Consider the following 21,853-nt stretch of genomic DNA (forward strand, 5'->3'; position numbering starts at 1 on the left):
GGCGATGGAAAGTCTATCTTGCCAGCTGATATGTTTAGGTAAGGCTTTTTCATAAATGCCTAATTTGTGTTTTCTCATTTTGTTTTCCTAATAAAATTAGTGAAATTTTGACCGCACTTTTATTTATAACAAAGATTGTAATGCGGAAACAAACTTCTGATAACGCTGATATTTTTTCTGATAAATAGCAAAGTTTTGCGTATTTGGCGTAAAACATTGTTGTTTCGCGGTGAATGGCATTGCACGCCCTTGAGTCCCCTCCATTGCCATCATTGCGGCACCAAGGCACCCTGTTTCTTCAATTGCTGGAACTTCAATTTTCATTCCCGTGAGATCAGCAAGCATTTGCATCCATACTCGCGATTTGGCTGGCCCACCGGTAATGCGTAGCACTTGCGTATTTGGAAAACGTTGCAACATTCGATCAAGGTGGTACTTCATACTGAATAGCACCCCTTCATAGATGGCTTGAAACAGGTGCATTTTGTTATGATGAGATTGGATCCCATAGAATCCAGATTTCATTCCTAGCCCTGCATTTGAGCCATATAAAAATGGCACAAAAAGCACCGCACTTTCGGTTATAGGTAATTCATCAATACCATCATTGATCGCCTGATAGCTGAGATTTCCCCATTCTTTCACAAACCATTCAAGATTACCCGCCGATGTTGGGCTAGCTTCGTGGATAATAAATTTTCCTTCTTGCGCATAACGTCCATAGACAAATGAAAGGCTTTGGCTATCATCAATATGATCCGTTACCCCACTCACTACAGACCAAGTTCCGAGCACCACATTTAATTTCGTTTCATCATCTAAACCCGCACAAAGTGCCGTAGAAACCACATCAAACAGCCCGCCCACTACGGGGGTGCCTTGTGCTAATCCGGTTAGTTGTGCAGCTTGTTCATTGACATAACCAGCAATTTGATTTGCTTTGACGATCGGCGGAAATTTTTCCGTCATCCCCGGCAAACCAAGTAATTCGGCCAATTCAGGATCGTATTGCTGGGTGTTGATATTGTATAAATTGGATTCTGAAATATTGGTTTCTTCGCAAAATAGCTCCCCAGTTAGACAGAAACGCAAATAGTCGTGTGACATCAACACAGCACCGATATTGGCATAACGTTCAGGCTCATTTTCCTTAAGCCAACGTAAAATCGAAACGGGGTGTCCAGTCCATAAAGTTTGGCGTGTTATTGGATAAAGCTGTTCTGGGATACCTGCTTGTTGCCATTGTTTGACGATGTCTAGTGAACGTTGATCTGAGGAAAGGATTCCACGCCCAAGAGGTTGATTTTGCTGATCTAACAAAAATGCCCCTTTCCCTTGTGCTGAAATTCCTACACCTTTGATTTCTGTGGCAGATACTCCACTTTGTTCAATGGTTTTCTTGATTACCTTGGCACAAATTTGCCATAACTGCGGCATATCACGCTCAGCATACCCTGCTTGTTCACTGATGAGTGGCACGTTTTCTCGCACACAAGCCGACATCGTGCCGAATTCATCAAATAATGCGGCTTTAATAAAAGTGCCACCACAATCGATGCCTAAATAGTAAGTCATTTATGCTCTCCCAAAAATAAAAAGCGGTCGAAAAATCTTGAAAATTTCGACCGCACTTTGATTATTGTGCTAACGCATCAATTTCTTTCACGAGTTGATCACCGTGTTTGTCGATAAATGATTTACGCACATCCGCTTCAATAACGGCTTTGAACGGTGCGGTATCGACCTTTTCAATCACTTCAACACCAGCTTTCCGTAAATTAGCTACGATTTCTTGCTCATTTTTGACATTAAGATCGCGTTGATATTGCCCTGCTTCTTTTGCGGCATCTAAGATGGCTTGTTGCAACTCAGCGCTAAGTCCATCAAATTTTGCTTTATTCATTACAACGATTAATGGGGTGTAGCCGTGATTGGTTTGGCTCAAATATTTTTGCACTTCATAAAGTTTAGCAGACCAGAAAATGCCAATTGGGTGTTCTTGCGCATCTACCGCGCGAGTTTCAAGAGCGGTATAAAGCTCTGAAAGCGGCATTGGTACTGGGTTTGCCCCTAGCAGTGTAAAGGCTTGAATATACATTGGATTTTGGTTAGTACGCACTTTTAGCCCTTTAATATCTTCAGGTTTCGTGACAGGATGTTTTGAGTTTGAGAAAGCACGGAAACCCACGTCCCAGAACGCTAAACCTTTTAGCCCCTGAGCTTCAAGGTCTTTTAATAAACCCTGTCCAATTTCACCATCAAGCACTTTATAAACGTGTTCGCGATCTTTAAAGATGAATGGAATATCAATCACGTTTAATTTTGGCTCTAGCCCAGTAAAGTTTGGTGAACCAGACATTTCAATATCAATGGTACCGCCACGCACTGCGCTAATCATTGTTTGCGCATTACCTAAGGTGCTGTCAGGAAATAGGCTTAATTTCAATTCACCTTTTGTTTTCTCTTTTAATAGCTCATTAAATTTTTTCGCAGCAATATGTTGAGTATCACTACGCGGTGCTTCATAACCAAAACGTAATGTGGTTGCAGCATTAACTGCAGTTGAAGTCAACATCACTGCGCTAGTCACTAATGTGGCTAAGGTTTTTAAATTAAATAGTTTCATAATAATCTCCTTGGATTTTGATTAAGGTTGCATCCACGAAAGTGGTGTCAAAATAAGTGATGGAACAAAAATAAAGGCAAATAATAAGACAATCATCATGAGCATATAAGGCAAGATACCTTTGGCCGCCTCGTCAAAAGGAAGTTTTGACACGCCAGTAATTACATTCAATACATTGCCCACAGGTGGTGTAATTAAACCAATAGAGGTATTTAAGATAAACAATACGCCAAAATACACAGGATCAATGCCTGCTTCTTCAACGAGAGGCATTAGCACAGGGGTTAAGATAAGGACGGTTGGCGTAAGATCCATTACCATTCCGACAACAAAAACTACAAGCATAATGACAATAAGTAGTAACGTTGGGGATTCAATTAACGGCTCTAGTAATTCCGTAATAATTTGTGGTAATTCTGCGATGGTGATTAGCCAACCTGTAACATTTGCCGCTGCAACTAACAGCATTACTACTGCTGTGGTTTTACCTGCTGAAAGTAGCACTTTGTACAATGCACTAATTTTCAGTTCTCGATAAATAAAGATTGCCACAAATAAAGCATAAAATGTCGCAACAGCTCCCGCTTCCGTTGGGGTAAAAATACCGAGACGGAAACCACCAATGATAATAACGGGTAATAGCAACGCCCATATACTATTTTTAAAGGAAATACAGAGTTCTTGTTTGGTTGCTTTAGAGAATGTCATCAGGTTTAAGCGTTTAGCCTGCCACCACCAAAGTGCCGCTAAACAACTCCCCATTAACACTCCAGGGAAAATACCTGCTAAAAAGAGCTTGGTGATGGAAACACCGCTCGCTACACCAAACACAATGAACGGAATTGATGGCGGGATAATTGGCGCAATGATACCAGCGGTACCAATTAAACCAGCTGAACGCCCTAAGGGATAACCGGTTGTCTTCATCATTGGCAAGAGCATTGCAGCAACGGCTGCGGTATCAGCCACGGCAGAACCTGATAAGCTCGCCATAATCATCGCCGCTAAAATCGCTACAAAACCTAGACCACCGCGTTTATGCCCAACCAATTTCATTGGCAAATCAATAATTCGTTTTGATAATCCCCCTTCATTCATAATTTCACCGGCAAGAATAAAGAATGGGATCGCCATTAATGAAAAGCTATCTGCACCACTCACAATTTGTTGTGCCAAGATTTGTGCATCAAATAAATCTAAATGAATCATCAAGGCAATGCCACAAATTAATAAGGAGAAGGCAACGGGAATGCCTAAAATGATGGCACCAAGTAACACAGAAAGGAAGATAATAACGGTCATTGAATTTCTCCTTTCACTAACAAACTCGCATTCGCACAAATACGCGTGATGAGTAACACACCAATAAACACTCCCGCTACAACGCTGGCGAGATAGGTGATCCCTTGTGGCAATCCTGAAATTGGTGCGAAATTACTTAGATTAAGCTGAAATTGTGTCCAGCCACCGACAACTATCAAATAGCAACAGAACAACATCGTACCGTCAGTAACTAGACTTAAACAGTAGCGTTTATATGCTGAAAGTTTGCTGGTTAGAATAGTCACGCTGACATGCTGATTGTCATTAAACGCAAGAATTGCACCTAGAAATGTGAGCCACACGAATAAATAACGAGAAACTTCTTCTGTAATATTAATGCTACTGTTGAAACCATAGCGTAATACTACATTGAGAAAAACCAAGCACGACATAGTAGCAAGGATAGCCACAACAGTAATGCTGAGTATTTTAGCTATAACATTAACGAGAGATTTCATTTTTCACCTCAAATCTCGCTCAACGCGATTTTCACAACTACTTTACGAATATGACACGATTGTTCATCAATACAAGCAGGACGGTGAACATCCTCAGGGAAGAAAATCGCAAAATTGCCTTTTCTCATCATCAATTCACTCTCATTTTCTGCTGATTGATAAAAAAGAATATCGCGTTCCGGATTATATTCCTGAGCAATAGGATTGCTGCCAGCTCTGGAGCCACACCAATCCGCTCTTGTCCGCAGTGTAAATATTGCACATCAAGATCATGGCGATGTACTTCGGGCAAGATTTCTGCTTTGGGTTTAGTTTCCAAATCCAAAACCTGTGCAAAAATCAACCGCTCTTTAATTGGATATTGCCCTGCTGGCAGTTGATCAAAATCAGTATTTTTCAAATACGCCAATGCAATCTGAATGGCCTCTGGAAAAGCCTTGGCATTGAAATGATTAATATGCCCAAAGTACATGCTCACTCCTTTTATTCACTCATCACACTATAATGCTTTCAACTTCGCCCATACGGTATCATCAACAGGAATACCCTTTGCTTTATTTTCCGCTAAAATCGTTGTGAATTCGTGTCCGGGTAGGCGAACTGCAACATCAGTATCAGCACGTTCCGCAGTTCTCACATATTCCATAATGCGGTTAAGTTTTTCATCCTTCGTTTTCCCATCAATTAAGCGATCAACCTCAATGGCAATAAAGACTTGAGAGACGCAATATTCGTCATCTTTATCTTCTGTAACAGCAGCGGTGGATAAGCCATTAGAAAGTAAAGTGGCAATCATATCTAACACGATTGAAAGCCCAGATCCTTTCCAAAAGCCCATTGGCAATAAACGACGATTTTTCTCAACCGTAGCAGGATCACGGGTCAAATTGCCATTATCATCAAATCCTGCATCAACAAAGGTTTGGCGACCAGATAGACGATGAACTTCTAACATTCCATAGGAATACATAGAACAAGACATATCGACCATCGTAATTGGGTTCGTTGGAACGGCAATAATCAGTGGGTTTGTACCAATACGGCATTCTTTTGCTCCCCAAGGTGGCATAACCGCTAACGCATTTGTCCAACAAATACCGATATAGCCTTTCTCTGCGGCTTGCCAGCCATAACTTCCACCACGCATCCAGTGGTTTGCATTACGCAATGCAACGACCCCAATGCCATATTGATCAGCAATTTCCATTGCACGATCCATCATTTTTTTCGCCGTTAAATTACCGATGGCTTGATGAGCGTCCCATTGCTCAATCGCACCTAACGACAACACTTTTGTTGGCACAGCTTCTGGCACAATATCACCATTTTCTAATTGTTGGATAAAACGTGGGAAGCGGTTCACACCGTGGGAATAAGCACCGGCCTGTGTGGTATCAGCAAACACTGTGGCACATTCTTCTGCAATTTCTTCACGCACATTGCGTGCAAGTAAAACGCGTTTAAATTCGGCTTTTAAATCTTCATAGGAAACTAACATAACGACCTCTTATTTCATATTGTGAAATTATGTTCCATAAATTACATTATTAAGCAAAATAAAGTCAATCTTCCACTAAAAATAAAAAACTATTAAAATCAATTAGTTAAAATATTTTTTCTCAATTTGTGATCAATCTCTCATTTATTTGAAATTTTATTCCACAATATGAAATAGAGAGCGTATAGTAAGTTTGTTAGACTAAATGCTTAAAAATAGCTTGGAGAATCACTATGTCTGAAGATAAAGTTGGTGGCAATCAAAGCCTCATTCGAGGGCTTCGCTTAATTGATATTTTGAGCGACTTTCCAAATGGATGCCCACTTGCAAAATTAGCTGAAATTTCACAGTTAAATAAAAGTACCGTACATCGTTTATTACAAGGATTGCAAAGCGAAGGCTATGTACAACCATCAGGAATTGCAGGAAATTATCGTTTAACAACAAAATGCTTAGGAATAGGGCAAAAAATGCTTGCTTCGTTAAACATTATTAATGTTGCGGCACCTTATTTAGAAGAGCTTAATCTTAGCCTTGGCGAAACCGTTAATTTCTCTAAAAGAGAAGATGATCACGCCATTATGATCTATAAACTTGAGCCCACCACAGGTATGCTACGAACCCAAGCCTATATCGGACAACGATTGCAGCTTTACTGTTCAGCAATGGGCAAACTTTACCTTGCTTACGAAAAGAATGAAGATTATCTCGCCCATTATTGGCAACAACAAAAACATAATATCAAGCAGCTTACTAGCAACACCGTCACAGATATTCATTTAATGGAAAAAGAGCTAAATGATATTCGACAAGAACAATTCGCAATGGATAGAGAAGAGAATGAAATCGGTGTGGTTTGCGTGGCTTGCCCAGTTTTTAATTACCACGGAATTGTAGATTACGCAGTTTCAGTATCACTTTCATCTTATAAACTGCGTCAGATTGGTATTCCTTATCTGCTAAATAAAATTCAAAACGTAGCAAGGGCAATTTCAAAAGAATTAGGGTATGAAAATATCGCAGAATAAATTCTCCCAACGAAAAACAGGCTGGTTTCCCAGCCTTTTTATTGATATAAAAAACTCGCGAATTTTACACCGCACTTTGCTTTTTTGGCATTTGCCCTTTTGCTTAATGTAAGTTTTGCAAGGCGTAAACCTTGTAATCATCTAAATTCTTCACGCTTTCCACTAAGGCTTCGGCGGCGGCGAGGGTGGTTTGGATAAACACTTTTTGTTGTAATGCGCTGCGGCGAATGGAGTGGCTGTCTTCCACGCTTTCAGGCAGGCTGCCTACGGTGTTTATCACCATAGCGATTTCGCCGTTTTTGATGGCGTCCACAATATGTGGGCGGCCTTCACGCACTTTATTGACGATTTGCGCGAAGATGCCGTTTTCGCGTAAGAATTTTGCTGTGCCGATGGTGGCACATAAGCCGTAGCCTTGTTCTTGCAAGCGTTGAGCGATAGGCAGCAAGCGGGCTTTGTCTTTGTCATCAACGGAAAGGAACACTTTGCCCGTTTTGGCAATGCGTTCGCCCGCCCCGAGTTGGGCTTTGATAAAGGCTTCAGCAAAGGTTTGCCCCACGCCCATCACTTCCCCAGTGGAACGCATTTCAGGCCCTAAAATGGTGTCCACGCCTGGGAATTTGATGAATGGGAAAACCGCTTCTTTCACCGCATAAAAGTGCGGTTGAATTTCACCTTGAATTTGTTGTTCGCTGAGGCTCATTCCTGCCATTACACGCGCGGCGATTTTGGCAAGTGGTCGCCCTGTGGCTTTGCTCACAAATGGCACGGTACGGCTGGCACGCGGGTTCACTTCTAACACATAAACCACGCCGTCTTGCACCGCAAATTGCACGTTCATTAAGCCCACCACGCTCAGGGCTTTCGCCATTGCCACTGTTTGACGGCGGATTTCATCTTGAATTTCATTGCTCAAAGAGTATGGTGGAAGTGAACAAGCACTATCGCCGCTGTGAATGCCCGCTTGTTCGATGTGTTGCATAATGCCACCGATCACCACTTGTTCGCCATCGCAAATGCAATCCACATCTACTTCAATGGCATTGTTTAGGAAATGGTCGAGCAAAATCGGGCTGTCGTCCGACACTTGCACCGCCTCACGCATATATTGATTGAGTTCGTCCACGTTATACACGATTTGCATTGCACGCCCGCCCAGCACATAAGAAGGACGCACCACCAGCGGATAGCCCACTTCTTCCGCCAATTTCACCGCATCAATGGCATTGCGTGCGATGCGGTTGTTTGGCTGTTTTAAGCCGAGCTGTTGTAAAATCTGTTGGAAACGCTCGCGATCTTCCGCCGCGTCAATGCTATCCGCCGATGTGCCGATAATCTTCACGCCATTTTCTGCCAAGGCATTTGCCAATTTCAGCGGGGTTTGACCGCCATAATGCACGATTACGCCATAAGGTTGTTCAACGTGAATAATTTCTAGCACATCTTCCAAGGTAAGTGGTTCAAAATATAAACGATCGGAAGTATCGAAATCGGTGGAAACCGTTTCTGGGTTGCAGTTTACCATAATGGTTTCAAAACCGCTTTCGCGAAGTGCAAGGGCGGCGTGTACACAGCAATAATCGAACTCGATCCCTTGCCCGATACGGTTAGGCCCACCGCCTAAAATCATAATTTTTTTCCGCTCCGAAGGCTTGGCTTCGCACTCTTCTTCGTAGGTAGAATAGAGATAGGCGGTGTCGGATTTAAATTCACCCGCACAGGTGTCCACCCGTTTATAGACAGGGTGAAGATGGAAAGATTTGCGTAAGTTTCGCACCGCACTTTCACTACTTTTCACTAGCTGAGCAATGCGTTTATCGGAGAAGCCTTTGCGTTTTAAACGGCGAAGCTCTGCATAATCGAGCTGATCTAGTGTTTTTTGCTCAAGCGCCAATTCTTCTTGCACCAAATCTTGAATTTGCACTAAGAACCACGGGTCGATTTTGGAATAATGATGCACTTCTTCCAAGCTAAAGCCTGCACCAAAGGCATCGGCAACGTAAAGAATGCGGTTCGGGCCGGGATTACCTAGCTCGGTGCGGATTTTCTCAGGGGCTTCAGACAGCAAATTGAAGCCACAAATGCCCGTTTCCAAACCACGCAAGGCTTTTTGCAAGCTTTCTTGGAAAGTGCGTCCCATTGCCATCACTTCGCCGACCGATTTCATTTGCGTAGTGAGGCGATCGTCCGCTTTCGGGAATTTTTCAAAGGCAAAACGAGGCACTTTGGTTACCACATAATCAATGGATGGCTCGAAAGACGCAGGAATTAGCCCGCCTGTGATGTCGTTCCGCAATTCGTTCAGCGTATAGCCCACCGCTAATTTCGCTGCCACTTTTGCGATTGGGAATCCTGTGGCTTTCGAGGCAAGGGCTGAAGAACGGCTCACACGCGGGTTCATTTCGATCACGATCATCTCGCCGTTAGCAGGATTAATGGCAAATTGTACGTTTGAACCGCCCGTATCCACGCCGATTTCACGCAGCACCGCAAGGCTGGCGTTACGCATAATTTGATATTCTTTATCGGTGAGGGTTTGTGCGGGGGCAACGGTAATGGAATCCCCCGTATGTACGCCCATTGGGTCGAAGTTTTCAATGGAGCAGACGATAATGCAGTTGTCCGCTTTATCCCGCACCACTTCCATTTCATATTCTTTCCAGCCTAACACCGATTGTTCGATAAGTAATTCGTGGGTTGGCGAGGCATCAAAACCGCGTTCGCAAATGGCGACAAATTCATCACGGTTATAGGCGATTCCACCGCCCGAACCGCCCATTGTGAAAGACGGACGAATTAAGGTTGGAAAGCCTACTTCTGTCTGTGCTGCCCAAGCTTCATCGAAAGTATGGCAAACAAAGGATTTTGGTGTATTTAAACCGATTTTCGCCATTGCTTCTTTAAAGCGTCCACGATCTTCTGCTTTATCAATGGCATCTTCGCTTGCCCCAATCAACTCCACGCCGTATTTTTTCAGCACGCCATTTTTGGAAAGATCTAAAGCACAGTTCAACGCAGTCTGCCCGCCCATTGTTGGCAAAATAGCATCAGGACGTTCTTTCTCAATGATTTTTTCCACCGTTTGCCAAGTGATTGGCTCGATGTAGGTAACGTCCGCCATATCGGGGTCGGTCATAATGGTGGCTGGGTTGGAATTTACCAGCACCACTTTATATCCCTCTTCACGCAACGCCTTACAGGCCTGTGCGCCTGAGTAGTCAAATTCACAAGCCTGCCCAATCACAATCGGGCCAGCACCGATAATTAATATTGTCTTTATGTCTGTACGTTTTGGCATCTTAGTTTCTCTTATAATATTTTTAACGTTGTGTATGGATTGTTAATCCAGCTTTGTGGCTCATCATTGGTTTTATTTTTGTTTAGCTTGTTCTAACGCCGCCACAAACTTATCAAACAAATAGGCAACATCATTTGGGCCGGGGCTAGCTTCAGGGTGGCCTTGGAAAGAGAATGCCACTTGATCGGTCAACTCAATGCCTTGCACGGAATGATCAAATAAAGAGCGGTGGGTTATTTTCACGTTTTTTGGTAGGCTGTGTTCGTCCACTTCAAAACCGTGGTTTTGGCTAGTGATGAACACTTTTTGCGTATCCAAATCTTGCACGGGGTGGTTTGCACCGTGATGCCCGAATGGCATTTTTTTCGTTTTACCACCTACAGCAAGCCCGAGTAATTGATGCCCTAAACAAATGCCGAAAATCGGTTTTTTCGTTTTGAGCAAGGTTTGAATATTGCTGATGGCATAATCGCAAGGCTCAGGATCGCCGGGGCCATTGGATAAGAAAATGCCGTCAGGTTGATAGGCTAGCACTTCTTCTGCTGAGGTTTTAGCTGGCACAACGGTGATTTTACAGCCTCTTTCGGCGAGCATTCGTAGAATATTATGCTTTACACCAAAATCATAAGCGACAATGTGATATTGTTGCTCTGGCTGCGGGTTGTAGCCTTTACCCAGTTGCCATTCTCCTTGTGTCCATTCATAAGGGGTTTGGCAGGTAACTTCTTGAGCTAAATCTTTGCCCGCCATTGAGCCAAAACCTTGTGCAAGCTCAAGGTTTTTTTTCTCATCAATATCGCCTGCCATAATGCAGCCTGCCATTGCACCTTTATCACGCAATAAACGGGTGAGGCGACGAGTATCAATATCCGCAATTGCGACGACATTATTGGCTTTTAGGTAATCAGCAAGGCTTTGATTGGCACGGAAGTTGCTGTGTAATAACGGTAAATCACGAATGATTAATCCGCTGGCATACACGGCATGGCTTTCTTGATCTTCTGTGTTTGTGCCAGTATTACCAATATGGGGATAGGTAAGGGTAACGATTTGTTGAAAATAAGAGGGATCAGTGAGAATTTCTTGATAGCCAGTCATTGAGGTATTAAACACCACTTCGCCAATGGTATGCCCATTTACACCGATTGATGTACCGTGAAAAACACTGCCGTCAGCCAAGACTAAAATTGCTGGACTAGACATAAAAACTCCTTAATTGTAGGTGAACACTTACGAATGCTCGTTAACCGAAATTTAGTGAAAAAGCACCGCACTTTGGTTTGGCGTTTTACGCTAAATTGCATTGGTGGTTAGCTCACAGGCTAAACGGGCTAATTCTAAAAGACAATAGCCCAATATTCAAGCAAATTCGTAAGGAATGTGTAGTATATTTATTCATTAATTTTGCATAAATAATCAATATAATGCAAGCGATTTATTTTTCTCTGATTTATTTTGTAGATTTTCACCAAGTTGTTTACAATGTACCTTATTTTAAGTAACAAGGCTTATTTATGAAAAAATCCGTATTACTTGCCAGCCTGGTGCTGGGTTCTGCAATGCTTACAGGCTGTGCGACCATTGATCCGCAAACTGGTGAGCGCAAAGATCCTTTAGAGGGCTTTAACCGCGCAATGTTTGATTTTAACTATCATGTCGCTGATCCTTATCTTCTTAAACCTGTTGCAAAAGGCTGGAAAAACTATGTACCACAGCCAGTGAAAACAGGTATTATCAATGTGGCGAATAACCTTGATGAGCCAGCCAGTTTCGTCAATCGCCTATTGCAAGGTGAATTTAAAAAAGCAATGGTGCATTTCAATCGCTTCTGGATTAACAGTATTTTCGGCTTAGGTGGTTTAATTGACTGGGCAAGTGCAAGCCCGCCTTTGCGTGTTGAAGAAAAACGCCGCTTTGGTGATACATTAGGTGCTTATGGTGTCGAAACGGGTACTTATGTGATGTTACCAATGTATGGACCAGCAACGCCACGCCAAGATCTAGGCAATTTAGTCGATACTACCTACCCAATGCTATCTTTGCTTGGCCCTTGGGGATTATTCAAATGGGGTATTCAAGGCATTGATCGTCGTGCCAAACTGCTTGATAAAGACGCCCTTTTACAACAAGCACAAGATCCTTATGTCACCTTCCGTGAAGCCTATTTCCAAAATTTGGAATATCATGTTAAAGATGGCAATGTGAGCAGTGAAACGCCCGCATTATCGGCTGACGAACTAAAAGAAATTGACTAAAGACTAAAAATAAGAAGGAATGAAAAATGGAAATGACCTCAACACAGCGTTTGATCTTAGCCAACCAATACAAATTAATGGGCTTATTAGATCCCAATAATGCGGCAGCATATACCCGCTTAGAGACCATTGTAAAAGGCGGTTTTGGCTTAGAATTGAAAGAGTTAGATAAAGAATTTTCTAATCTTTCAGAACAAGAATGCCAAACTGTACGCGACACGCTGGAAATGTACCACGCCCTGCACGTTTCTTATAATAATCTCGGCGACAAATCTGCTGTTACGCCACACCGCTTACAATTTGCCGGTTATTGTGCGGTGCGTGAGAAAAAATACCTCAATTACTTACGTTTTATCACCACCACAGAAGGCAAATACGCAGAATTTATGCAATGCGAGCACGGTTGTGATTCACAAACGCCAATGTGGGATAAATACATCAAAATGCTCGAAGCGTGGCGCAGCTGCCCACATGAATATCATTTAAGTATGGCAGAAATTCAAAAAATCTTGAATGCTTAATGTGAAAACCACAGCATAGTGATCTGCTCCCTAAAAGTTGAATATGGTCAACCAATTAAGGAGCAGATTTTTTTATGAAAAAACATTATTCTTTAAGCCAAGAATGAGCAGGCATACATCAATCAGTGGAATATTACGCTCTCCAGCTACTCCCTAAATTATGTTTAGTATTATTAATGTTTCAAAAATATGATATTCATAGGCTCATTAATGACGCTATTTAACGAGAATAACTGTCAACCAGACGCAATATTCAAATGAAATTAAAAGGACTAAGCCCAGTGCAAGACAAGGCCTAGTCATTAAATTCATCTGAATTTTTGACAGCAAATCAAAAAGTTAGGCTTTTATGCTTTTAAGGAAATTAAAGAATGTTAGCAAACTCTTCCATTACAGATTTAGGCCATACGCTCGATTGCACTTCACCAATGTGTTTTTTGTGCAACAATAACATCGCTAAGCGAGATTGACCGATACCGCCGCCGATAGAAAGGGGTAAGCGACCGTTTACTAAATCTTGGTGCCAGTCAAATTGTAGGCGATCTTCATCACCTGTAATGGCAAGCTGTTTGCGTAAAGCGGTTTCATCTACACGGATACCCATTGAAGAAAGCTCAAAAGCACGCTCTAAGGTTGGGTTCCAAACTAAAATATCGCCGTTTAAGCCTTTGTATTCGCCCTCAGAAACGGTTGTCCAGTCATCATAGTCTGGCGCACGTTTGTCGTGTGGCTTACCGTCTGATAATTCACCACCGATACCAATTAAGAACACCGCACCGTATTCTTTACAAATCGCGTTTTCACGTTCTTTGTCGTTCATTCCTGGGTAGCGTTTCACTAAATCTTCACTGTGAATGAAAGTGATTTCCTGCGGTAAGAAACGTGTTAAACCGAATTTTTCACTTACTGCCGCTTCTGTTTCTAAGATTGCTTGATAAATTTCACGCACGGTTTCTTTTAAATAGTCTAGGTTACGGCGACCTGCAGGGATCACTTTTTCCCAATCCCATTGATCAACATACACAGAGTGTGTTTGGTCAAGGCTATCTTCATCTGGACGAAGTGCTTTCATATGTACAAATAAGCCTTCTCCCTCGGCAAAACCAAAACGAGCAAGGGTATGGCGTTTCCATTTGGCTAAAGAATGAACCACTTCAAAGGTGGCATCTGTGATCTGTTTCACATTTACTTGCACTGCCTTCTCTGTTCCTGAAAGATTATCTTGAATACCATTGCCTACTTGGCTTAGGATAGGGCCCTGAACTTCTACAAGACCTAAATGTTCCAAAAGTTTTTGGGTAAAGGTGTTTTTAGCAAAGCTAATTTCTTGTTGTTGTAAAATAAATGATTTTTCCATTGTATGAACCTTGTTTATTACTGGTTTTGATTTTCGTTGCATATTATTTAATGATATGAGAGCAAAATTCAACACCCACAAACAAAAATAAGATCGAAAATGGTTTTTCCATAAAAAAGTGGCTATAATTTTAAATCAAATTTAATTTTGGAAAGAGAAAATGCACAATATTGATAACTTAGATAAACAAATCCTGCGTGTGTTGATTAAAGATGCACGCACCCCTTACGCAGAAATGGCGAAAAATTTTGGCGTAAGCCCTGGGACAATTCACGTTCGTGTAGAAAAAATGCGTCAAGCGGGTATTATTCAAGGCACAAAGATCCGCATCGATCAGCGTAAACTAGGCTATGATGTCTGTTGTTTCATTGGCATTATTCTCAAAAGCGCGAAAGATTACGATAAGGTGATCGCGAAATTAGAAAAATTTGAAGAAGTGGTGGAAGCTTATTACACCACGGGGAATTATTCCATTTTTATTAAGGTGATGACCCACACCATTGCGGAGCTTCATTCCGTACTCGCAACCAAAATTCAGTTGATTGATGAAATTCAATCTACCGAAACCTTGATTTCAATGCAAAATCCAATTTTGCGTGATATTACTCCATAACTCATTCATTTATAACTAAAATAGGAGTCATTATGTCTGATGTATTTCACTTAGGCTTAACGAAAGCAATGTTAGATGGCGCGCAACTTGCCATTGTTCCCGGTGCGCCAGAACGTGTTGAACGTATTGCTCGTTTATTGGACAATCCAAAATTTTTAGCCGCGACCAGAGAATTTACTTCTTGGCTTGGCTATCTTAATGGCAAGGCCGTGGTGGTTTGTTCCACAGGGATTGGTGGGCCTTCGGTTTCTATTGCTGTGGAAGAATTGGCGCAATTAGGCGTGCGCACTTTCCTACGCATTGGCACAACAGGGGCAATTCAGCCGCATATTAATGTGGGTGATATTTTGATCACTACAGGTGCGGTGCGTTTAGATGGGGCAAGCCGTCATTTCGCGCCATTAGAATATCCAGCGGTAGCGGACTTTACTTGCACTTCAATGCTTCACAAAGCGGCATTAGAAAATGATAAAGCGAAAGTGCATATTGGTATCACCGCATCATCAGATACGTTCTACCCAGGGCAAGAGCGCTACGACACTTACACTGGCAAAATTTATCGCCACTATCAAGGTTCATTAAAACAATGGCAAGAGCTAAATGTAATGAACTACGAAATGGAAAGTGCCACCTTATTTACTATGTGTTCTGCTTTAGGCTTGCGTGCTGGTATGGTGGCTGGTGCGATTGTAAACCGCACACAACAAGAAATCCCAAATGAAGAAACCATTCATCAAACCGAGCAAAACGCCATTGATATTGTGGTGAAAGCGGCGGCATTATTGGTTTAATGTTAGAAAAAGAAAGTGCGGTGGAATTTTTACGAATTTTTTACCGCACTTTTTACTTAACGCTCTAAAATCAAGCATAACAATCATTATGGATTTTATGCCTTTTTATCCGATTATTTCACCCCGCCAATCAACAAAAGATTGCAATTTCACCCATAAATCGTAAAATCCCTTTGTTCGTTGAACAGCTATATCGCAAGTATTGTGTATAGGAAATGATCAAACTGTTTTCAATTCTGGTTTTCATCGTTATACCATTCTTGCCGTTTTCAATTTCTCTTAAGGATTTAAGGAAGGTTAGAAATTTGGCAATTATTTGACGCAACGCGTTTTCTCTCGCCTGATTCCTATAAGGTAGCCCATTTTTTACTGAATGGCGTAACCTTGCAATCCCTTTTGTAAACAGGAGTTTTCTATGAAAAAAACGATTTTTACCACCGCACTTTTTACCACCGCACTTTTTACCAGCTCACTTTTCGCAGCGGCAACGTTAGCCAATGCGCAAACGGTGGCAAATCCTAACACCACTACGCACACTTACGAATTTACGCAAACCTATGATTTACAAGTGCCAAAAGGCTCATCAGGAACAACAAATTTGTGGGTACCATTGCCTTTTAGTAACGACTATCAAACGGTGAAATCCATCACATTTGATGGCAATTATCAACAGGCTTACATCACAGAAAATAATCAATATAGTGCTAGTACATTATTTGCCACTTGGACACCAGAAGCACAAAAACGCAATTTAACCGTTACGCTGGTTGTGGAAACCCAAGATCGTGAACCGAAGAAACTGGGCTTATTGAAAGATTATCAAGCGCCAGAAAAAATAGAATATGGCGTTGATGTGCAACCTTATTTACAGCCAACAAAACATATTAAAATTGACGGGATCGTGAAAGAATATGCCGATAAAATTGTAGGAAATGAAACAAATCCGCTCAAAAAAGCAGAACGTATTCATCAATGGATTGTGGCAAATATGGAGCGTGATAATTCCGTATTAGGCTGTGGCGATGGTGATGTGGAAAAAATCCTAACAACAGGCGTGTTAAAAGGAAAATGCACGGATATTAATTCTGTATTTGTTGCTTTAGCGCGTGCTTCTGGTATTCCCGCTCGCGAAGTGTTCGGTATTCGTTTAGGAGAGGCGGTGAAAATGGGCAAATATTCTAAATCCGCGTTTGGTAGCGCCAAAAACAAAATTGCCAATGAAAATGGCGGACAACATTGTCGTGCGGAATTTTATCTAGCAGGTTTTGGCTGGGTTCCTGTAGATTCCGCGGACGTGGCAAAATATCGCCTAACAGAGAAAAAAGCAGTGGCAGATAGCGATACCCAAGCAGTTTCAGATTATTTATTCGGAAATTGGGAAGGCAACTGGATGGGCTTTAATCACGCACGCGATTTCACTCTTTACCCAACGCCTGAACTCGCGCCAATCAATAATTTTGGTTATCCTTATGCAGAAGTGGGCGGCGATCCATTAAATTCCTTTGATGCAAAAGAATTTGGTTATGAATTTATCTCGCAGCAACGCTAATCCGAAAGGCGGAAATGCCAAATTTTGGGCGATATGTACCACTGCAGTGAGTGCTGCGGTGGCATCGACACTCTGCTGTATTGCGCCATTGTTGTATCTGTTATTTGGAATTTCTAGCACTTGGCTAGTGAGCTTAAATCAGCTGGCATTTTTGCAAATTCCAATGCTCGTGATTTCTCTCATCGCATTTGGCTATGGCTTTTGGCTGCTGAATTTCTCAGGAAAAGTGATTTGTAGCCAATATCTCTCACGCCGTACATTGCAAATTTTATATTGGCTAATGGCGCTGATTATTCTCTTTTTCTTAACTTATCCCTATGTTTTACCTTATATTTTGGATTATTTAGAATGAAAAAAATTTTACTTTTTTTGACCGCACTTAGTTTTTCATTGCCAAGTCTTGCCGCAGAACGCAAGGTTACGTTGCATATTGAAGAAATGAATTGCCAGCTTTGCGTTTATTTAGTCAATAAAGAATTACGCAACATTGATGGCGTGCAATCGACCAAAGCGAATTTTAATTCACGTTTGGTGAATGTGGTGGCTGACGAGAAAGTGAGTGATGAAATGCTCATTCAAGCTATTGATAAGTTGCATTATCACGCAGTAGTACAAAAATAAATGTAACTCTCGCAATTCTCACAATATAGAAAAAAGGCTTAAAACCTTATCACGGGTTTTAAGCCTTTCACGATGTAAATTAAAATCTTATTTCTTCAACGCCCCTAAAATCCCGCGCATAATTTGCTTGGTGATTTGGTTGCGAATGTTGCGTCCGACCGATTTCGCCACGCTGCTCACCACTTGTTCGGTAACACTCAGTTGTTCGCCACGTTTTTTCTTGCCAAACAACATTCGGCTAAGGCTTCCCATAAAGCCGTTTTCTTCTTCCTCTTGGGCTTGTTCCGCTTGTTTTTGTGCGACAGCAGCCAGATCTGCCTGCTCTTGTAACATTTCAAAGGCGGAAACATTATCCACATAATTATTGTAATAAGGGTAAAGATCATCATCTTTCACCCATTGGTTGCGCTGTTCAGCAGAAATCGGTTTAAGCTGACTTTTTGGTGGATAAATATAAGCAATTTCCACTGGTGATGGCATTCCTTTTTCGTCAAGGAAAGACACCAAAGCCTGCCCCACGCCCAAGGTTGAAATGGTTTCCACCACATTCACTTTTGGATTGGTGCGGAACGTTTCAGCCGCCGATTTCACGGCTTTTTGATCGCGTGGCGTAAAAGCGCGCAAAGCGTGTTGCACACGGTTTCCTAGCTGCCCCAGCACCGTATCGGGCAAATCTAATGGATTTTGTGTAACGAAATAAATCCCAACGCCTTTCGAACGAATCAAGCGCACCACTTGCTCCACTTTATCCACCAACGCGGCTGGCGCGCCATCAAATAATAAGTGCGCTTCATCAAAGAACATCACAAATTTTGGTTTATCAGGATCGCCCACTTCAGGCAGTTGCTCGAATAACTCCGCCATTAACCAAAGCAAAAACGCACTATACATTTTTGGTGAATTAATTAATTTTTCTGAATTTAAGACGTTGATCACGCCACGTCCATCACGGGTTTGTAACCAATCATCAAGGTTTAAAGCAGGCTCGCCAAACAATTTACTTGCGCCCTCGTTTTCTAAGGCTAGTAAGGCACGCTGAATTGCCCCCACACTGGCGGCGGACACATTACCATATTCCAATTGGAAGTTTTTGGCATTTTCTGCCACATATTTCAGCATTGCACGCAGATCTTTCAGATCGATCAGCAACAAGCCTTTATCGTCCGCCACGCGAAATACCAAATTAAGCAACCCCTCTTGCGTGGCGTTGAGATTCAATAAACGAGAAAGCAACAATGGCCCCATTTCAGAAATGGTGGTACGCAATGGAATCCCGGTTTCGCCAAACACGTCCCAGAAAGAAACAGGATAACCTTGCAAATAGCTTTCGCCACCTAGGTGAAATTGTTCAATGCGCTCTGCCACTTTGCCTTGGAATTCCCCAGCTTTTACCAAGCCCGACAAATCCCCTTTCACGTCCACCAAAAACACTGGCACCCCATCATCGCTAAATGCCTCCGCCATTTTGCGTAAGGTAACGGTTTTCCCTGTCCCGGTTGCCCCGGCGATTAAACCGTGGCGGTTTGCCATTTTGGCGGTTAATCCTAAAACGTCGCCTTGTTCCGTTTGTGCTAATGAATATTGCATATAAGCCTCTGAAATCGATCAAAATGTGGGTGCATAATAAGAAAAAAATAAAATGCGGTCAAAAATTATCACAAATTCTGTACGCCCTATTTTCTTTTTGGCAAATGAAATCATCAACTTGATGTGATATGCTTAGGCTAATTTGCCAACTACTTGAAGGATCATTGTTGAAAAATGGACGAAAAAACCACCGCACTTTGTCCTTGCCAATCGGGTAACGCATATCAAGATTGTTGCCAGCCCTTACATCAAAAGCAAAAAATTGCCCAAAGCGCCGAACAATTAATGCGTTCGCGCTACGCGGCGTTTGTGTTGCAAGATATTGATTATATTGTGGAAACCACCGTACCAAGCCAACAAACATTGCTGGACTATGAAGCATTAAAACAATGGGCGGCGCAAACCCAGTGGCGGGGCTTAGAGGTGCTAAAACACGATCCTAAATTAGATAAAACCCATAGTGCGGTGGAGTTTAAGGCGAAATTTTTAAGCGCAGAGGGCGAGCAAATTCATCACGAAAAATCCTTATTTGTAAACGTGGGGGAACGCTGGTATTTTGCCGATCCCACTGTTACCCTGCCTGCAATGAAGCAGCCTTGTATTTGCGGTTCAGGGAAGAAATTTAAACATTGTTGTGGAGTAATGCTATGTCAGTTTTATGGCGAAAACTAAGCCTCTTTCTCAAGGTGTTTTGGTTGCGTTTCAATCAAAATAAACTCACCCAAGCGGCGGGCTATCTCACTTACAGCACAATGCTAGCACTTGTACCGCTGATTATGGTGGTATTTTCCATTTTCTCCGCCTTTCCTGTTTTCAATGAAGTAACGGGCGAGTTGAAACAATTCATCTTTGACAATTTTGCCCCAAACGCCAGCAATATGGTGGGAGAATATATTGATCAGTTTGTGAATAATTCTAAACAGATGAGTGCAGTTGGGATCATCAGTTTAATTGTGATTGCTTTAATGCTCATCAATACTATTGACCGCACCCTAAACAGCATTTGGCACGATGGCAGTGTCCGTCCAACGGTGTTTTCTTTCGCCATTTACTGGCTGATTTTAACCCTTGGGCCAATTATTATTGCCACCAGTATCGGAATTAGCACCTATGTAACCTCGTTAGCGAGAGATTTTCTGCAATCTGATTTGAGTTTGCCTTTTGGCTTAAAATTACTTCGCTTTATCCCTTTTATGCTCACTTGGTTTATTTTCACTTTAATTTATAAAATTGTGCCGAATAAATCTGTCAGCATTAAACATTCTGCTGCTGGAGCGTTGGTCGCTGCGGTGTTCTTCACCTTGGGCAAACAGGCCTTTGCCTGGTACATCGCCAATTTCCCTTCTTACCAACTGATTTATGGCGCAATGGCAACATTGCCAATTATGTTACTGTGGATTCAGCTCAGCTGGATTGCCATTTTGCTCGGCGCGCAACTGGCTGCGGTGCTAGGCGATATGCGTTTATTAAAAAATGGTGAGATTAAATTACAGCAAATTGAGGAACAATAATGATTGCATTAATTCAACGAGTTATCCAAGCTAAAGTAGAAGTCGATGGCAACATCACAGGACAAATTCAGCAAGGTTTGTTAGTGCTGCTTGGCGTGCAAAAAGAAGATGATGAAAGCAAAGCGGATCGTTTATTAGAGAAAGTGCTGAACTACCGCGTTTTTAGCGATGAACAAGGCAAAATGAATTTGAACGTCCAACAAATAAACGGCAAATTGCTGGTGGTTTCCCAATTCACTCTCGCCGCCGACACTCAAAAAGGCCTACGTCCTAGCTTTTCCAACGGCGCAGCACCACAAAAAGCCGAGCAGCTTTACGATTACTTCGTACAAAAAAGCCAACAACGCATTACCACTGCCACCGGCAAATTCGCCGCTGATATGCAAGTGAGTTTAACTAATGATGGACCGGTTACGTTTTGGTTGGAGGTGTAAGGATTACAAACAGAAAATAGATAAAACTAAAGTGCGGTGCTTTTTCGCTAAGTTTTTTATTATCTGTTTAATGTATTTTGTGTCTCTGCACCAATTCTCTTTATTGAAACACTAAACCAATAGAAGGTAATTCACTGTCAAATGAAAATAGATTTGACGTGAGAGAATAAAATATAGAAAAGAAAAAATCCCTAAAATTTATACCGCACTTTATTTATTCTTTTATAACAAAAGTGCGGTCATTTTTTCCAATTTTTTCATTCAAAAATCCAAGCAAAACAAAAGGGCATCTTTCGATGCCCTCTCTTAGCTTTTAGCTTTTCTAGTGTTACCTAGCAATCATCATTATTTGATGATTTTCGCTACAACACCCGCACCTACTG

Annotated in this window: 20 protein-coding genes and 1 pseudogene; 11 read left to right on the plus strand and 10 right to left on the minus strand. The window is 42.0% G+C overall.

The features are described 5' to 3' along the window. Nucleotides 1–123: 123 nt before the first annotated feature. The 6 genes and pseudogenes from ACNAV8_RS11060 to yiaK all read right to left on the minus strand — a co-directional run bounded on the left by ACNAV8_RS11060 (nucleotide 124) and on the right by yiaK (nucleotide 5,905). Nucleotides 124–1,575: an FGGY-family carbohydrate kinase gene (locus ACNAV8_RS11060; RefSeq protein ID WP_415777724.1), complete on the minus strand. Its 1,452-nt coding sequence runs from the start codon at nucleotides 1,573–1,575 to the stop codon at nucleotides 124–126. Between the two features lie 61 nt (nucleotides 1,576–1,636). Continuing rightward, complete coding sequence (locus ACNAV8_RS11065; protein ID WP_103855976.1) at nucleotides 1,637–2,626, minus strand: TRAP transporter substrate-binding protein; 990 nt, start codon at nucleotides 2,624–2,626, stop codon at nucleotides 1,637–1,639. A 21-nt stretch (nucleotides 2,627–2,647) separates the two neighbouring features. Then, nucleotides 2,648–3,928, minus strand: coding sequence for a TRAP transporter large permease subunit (locus ACNAV8_RS11070; protein ID WP_103855977.1), 1,281 nt, complete (start codon nucleotides 3,926–3,928; stop codon nucleotides 2,648–2,650). After that, the gene (locus ACNAV8_RS11075; RefSeq protein ID WP_415777726.1) at nucleotides 3,925–4,407 is read right to left on the minus strand and encodes a TRAP transporter small permease subunit; all 483 of its coding nucleotides are present in this window, start codon (nucleotides 4,405–4,407) and stop codon (nucleotides 3,925–3,927) included. The genes ACNAV8_RS11070 and ACNAV8_RS11075 overlap by 4 nt, the downstream gene beginning before the upstream one ends. An 8-nt stretch (nucleotides 4,408–4,415) precedes the next feature. Next, a pseudogene (locus ACNAV8_RS11080) lies at nucleotides 4,416–4,879 on the minus strand (NanQ anomerase/TabA/YiaL family protein). Nucleotides 4,880–4,906: 27 nt separating this feature from the next. Continuing rightward, complete coding sequence (gene yiaK, locus ACNAV8_RS11085) at nucleotides 4,907–5,905, minus strand: 3-dehydro-L-gulonate 2-dehydrogenase (protein ID WP_103855978.1); 999 nt, start codon at nucleotides 5,903–5,905, stop codon at nucleotides 4,907–4,909. Between the two features lie 233 nt (nucleotides 5,906–6,138). On the opposite strand from yiaK, the gene ACNAV8_RS11090 reads away from it, so the two are divergent. After that, nucleotides 6,139–6,933, plus strand: a complete 795-nt coding sequence (locus tag ACNAV8_RS11090; protein ID WP_415777727.1) for an IclR family transcriptional regulator — start codon at nucleotides 6,139–6,141, stop codon at nucleotides 6,931–6,933. A 103-nt stretch (nucleotides 6,934–7,036) separates the two neighbouring features. Here ACNAV8_RS11090 and carB read toward each other — a convergent pair whose 3' ends face one another. Next, the gene (gene carB, locus ACNAV8_RS11095; RefSeq protein WP_103855930.1) at nucleotides 7,037–10,231 is read right to left on the minus strand and encodes a carbamoyl-phosphate synthase large subunit; all 3,195 of its coding nucleotides are present in this window, start codon (nucleotides 10,229–10,231) and stop codon (nucleotides 7,037–7,039) included. 72 nt (nucleotides 10,232–10,303) lie between these two features. Continuing rightward, nucleotides 10,304–11,434, minus strand: a complete 1,131-nt coding sequence (gene carA / locus ACNAV8_RS11100; RefSeq protein ID WP_103855929.1) for a glutamine-hydrolyzing carbamoyl-phosphate synthase small subunit — start codon at nucleotides 11,432–11,434, stop codon at nucleotides 10,304–10,306. Between the two features lie 311 nt (nucleotides 11,435–11,745). On the opposite strand from carA, the gene ACNAV8_RS11105 reads away from it, so the two are divergent. Continuing rightward, nucleotides 11,746–12,486, plus strand: coding sequence for an MlaA family lipoprotein (locus ACNAV8_RS11105; RefSeq protein WP_415777728.1), 741 nt, complete (start codon nucleotides 11,746–11,748; stop codon nucleotides 12,484–12,486). Between the two features lie 26 nt (nucleotides 12,487–12,512). Continuing rightward, nucleotides 12,513–13,007, plus strand: a complete 495-nt coding sequence (locus ACNAV8_RS11110) for a YfbU family protein (protein ID WP_103855927.1) — start codon at nucleotides 12,513–12,515, stop codon at nucleotides 13,005–13,007. A gap of 364 nt (nucleotides 13,008–13,371) precedes the next feature. On the opposite strand, the gene asnA is transcribed toward ACNAV8_RS11110, so the two are convergent. Continuing rightward, nucleotides 13,372–14,364, minus strand: coding sequence for an aspartate--ammonia ligase (gene asnA, locus ACNAV8_RS11115; protein ID WP_103853522.1), 993 nt, complete (start codon nucleotides 14,362–14,364; stop codon nucleotides 13,372–13,374). Between the two features lie 160 nt (nucleotides 14,365–14,524). Between asnA and asnC the strand changes: the two genes are divergently transcribed. The 5 genes from asnC to ACNAV8_RS11140 all read left to right on the plus strand — a co-directional run bounded on the left by asnC (nucleotide 14,525) and on the right by ACNAV8_RS11140 (nucleotide 17,938). Further along, nucleotides 14,525–14,977: a transcriptional regulator AsnC gene (asnC, locus tag ACNAV8_RS11120; protein WP_103853521.1), complete on the plus strand. Its 453-nt coding sequence runs from the start codon at nucleotides 14,525–14,527 to the stop codon at nucleotides 14,975–14,977. A gap of 32 nt (nucleotides 14,978–15,009) precedes the next feature. Then, entirely contained in the window at nucleotides 15,010–15,768 is a 759-nt protein-coding gene (gene udp / locus ACNAV8_RS11125) for a uridine phosphorylase (protein WP_103854849.1), read from the plus strand. Nucleotides 15,769–16,183: 415 nt separating this feature from the next. After that, complete coding sequence (locus ACNAV8_RS11130) at nucleotides 16,184–17,317, plus strand: transglutaminase-like domain-containing protein (RefSeq protein ID WP_103854850.1); 1,134 nt, start codon at nucleotides 16,184–16,186, stop codon at nucleotides 17,315–17,317. After that, nucleotides 17,292–17,669 (plus strand): mercuric transporter MerT family protein, encoded by a 378-nt coding sequence (locus ACNAV8_RS11135; protein ID WP_415777729.1) that lies wholly within the window; start codon nucleotides 17,292–17,294, stop codon nucleotides 17,667–17,669. The genes ACNAV8_RS11130 and ACNAV8_RS11135 overlap by 26 nt, the downstream gene beginning before the upstream one ends. Next, nucleotides 17,666–17,938, plus strand: coding sequence for a heavy-metal-associated domain-containing protein (locus tag ACNAV8_RS11140; protein WP_415777730.1), 273 nt, complete (start codon nucleotides 17,666–17,668; stop codon nucleotides 17,936–17,938). The genes ACNAV8_RS11135 and ACNAV8_RS11140 overlap by 4 nt, the downstream gene beginning before the upstream one ends. 87 nt (nucleotides 17,939–18,025) lie before the next feature. Here ACNAV8_RS11140 and ACNAV8_RS11145 read toward each other — a convergent pair whose 3' ends face one another. Then, a complete protein-coding gene (locus ACNAV8_RS11145) occupies nucleotides 18,026–19,525 on the minus strand; it encodes a helicase HerA-like C-terminal domain-containing protein (RefSeq protein ID WP_103854852.1) in 1,500 nt (499 codons plus the stop codon). A 174-nt stretch (nucleotides 19,526–19,699) separates the two neighbouring features. Between ACNAV8_RS11145 and ACNAV8_RS11150 the strand changes: the two genes are divergently transcribed. The 3 genes from ACNAV8_RS11150 to dtd are packed head-to-tail and all read left to right on the plus strand — an operon-like array spanning nucleotide 19,700 to nucleotide 21,470. Next, complete coding sequence (locus ACNAV8_RS11150) at nucleotides 19,700–20,197, plus strand: YchJ family protein (protein WP_103854853.1); 498 nt, start codon at nucleotides 19,700–19,702, stop codon at nucleotides 20,195–20,197. Further along, nucleotides 20,173–21,036, plus strand: a complete 864-nt coding sequence (locus ACNAV8_RS11155; RefSeq protein WP_103854854.1) for a virulence factor BrkB family protein — start codon at nucleotides 20,173–20,175, stop codon at nucleotides 21,034–21,036. The genes ACNAV8_RS11150 and ACNAV8_RS11155 overlap by 25 nt, the downstream gene beginning before the upstream one ends. Continuing rightward, a complete protein-coding gene (gene dtd / locus ACNAV8_RS11160) occupies nucleotides 21,036–21,470 on the plus strand; it encodes a D-aminoacyl-tRNA deacylase (RefSeq protein ID WP_103854855.1) in 435 nt (144 codons plus the stop codon). Before ACNAV8_RS11155 ends, dtd begins: the two co-directional genes overlap by 1 nt. The last annotated feature ends 383 nt before the right edge of the window (nucleotides 21,471–21,853 follow it).

Origin of the sequence: Avibacterium endocarditidis (assembly GCF_965138825.1) — a bacterium.
Lineage (GTDB): Bacteria > Pseudomonadota > Gammaproteobacteria > Enterobacterales > Pasteurellaceae > Avibacterium > Avibacterium endocarditidis.

Coding starts and splice junctions, on each gene's coding strand:
- ACNAV8_RS11110 (WP_103855927.1), top strand. CDS start 12,513: ATGGAAATGACCTCAACACAGCGTTTGATCTTAGCCAACCAATACAAA.
- udp (WP_103854849.1), top strand. CDS start 15,010: ATGTCTGATGTATTTCACTTAGGCTTAACGAAAGCAATGTTAGATGGC.
- dtd (WP_103854855.1), top strand. CDS start 21,036: ATGATTGCATTAATTCAACGAGTTATCCAAGCTAAAGTAGAAGTCGAT.
- ACNAV8_RS11140 (WP_415777730.1), top strand. CDS start 17,666: ATGAAAAAAATTTTACTTTTTTTGACCGCACTTAGTTTTTCATTGCCA.
- ACNAV8_RS11155 (WP_103854854.1), top strand. CDS start 20,173: ATGTCAGTTTTATGGCGAAAACTAAGCCTCTTTCTCAAGGTGTTTTGG.
- ACNAV8_RS11090 (WP_415777727.1), top strand. CDS start 6,139: ATGTCTGAAGATAAAGTTGGTGGCAATCAAAGCCTCATTCGAGGGCTT.
- asnC (WP_103853521.1), top strand. CDS start 14,525: ATGCACAATATTGATAACTTAGATAAACAAATCCTGCGTGTGTTGATT.
- ACNAV8_RS11075 (WP_415777726.1), bottom strand. CDS start 4,407: ATGAAATCTCTCGTTAATGTTATAGCTAAAATACTCAGCATTACTGTT.
- ACNAV8_RS11145 (WP_103854852.1), bottom strand. CDS start 19,525: ATGCAATATTCATTAGCACAAACGGAACAAGGCGACGTTTTAGGATTA.
- ACNAV8_RS11105 (WP_415777728.1), top strand. CDS start 11,746: ATGAAAAAATCCGTATTACTTGCCAGCCTGGTGCTGGGTTCTGCAATG.
- ACNAV8_RS11135 (WP_415777729.1), top strand. CDS start 17,292: ATGAATTTATCTCGCAGCAACGCTAATCCGAAAGGCGGAAATGCCAAA.
- ACNAV8_RS11070 (WP_103855977.1), bottom strand. CDS start 3,928: ATGACCGTTATTATCTTCCTTTCTGTGTTACTTGGTGCCATCATTTTA.
- ACNAV8_RS11130 (WP_103854850.1), top strand. CDS start 16,184: ATGAAAAAAACGATTTTTACCACCGCACTTTTTACCACCGCACTTTTT.
- carB (WP_103855930.1), bottom strand. CDS start 10,231: ATGCCAAAACGTACAGACATAAAGACAATATTAATTATCGGTGCTGGC.
- carA (WP_103855929.1), bottom strand. CDS start 11,434: ATGTCTAGTCCAGCAATTTTAGTCTTGGCTGACGGCAGTGTTTTTCAC.
- ACNAV8_RS11060 (WP_415777724.1), bottom strand. CDS start 1,575: ATGACTTACTATTTAGGCATCGATTGTGGTGGCACTTTTATTAAAGCC.
- asnA (WP_103853522.1), bottom strand. CDS start 14,364: ATGGAAAAATCATTTATTTTACAACAACAAGAAATTAGCTTTGCTAAA.
- ACNAV8_RS11065 (WP_103855976.1), bottom strand. CDS start 2,626: ATGAAACTATTTAATTTAAAAACCTTAGCCACATTAGTGACTAGCGCA.
- ACNAV8_RS11150 (WP_103854853.1), top strand. CDS start 19,700: ATGGACGAAAAAACCACCGCACTTTGTCCTTGCCAATCGGGTAACGCA.
- yiaK (WP_103855978.1), bottom strand. CDS start 5,905: ATGTTAGTTTCCTATGAAGATTTAAAAGCCGAATTTAAACGCGTTTTA.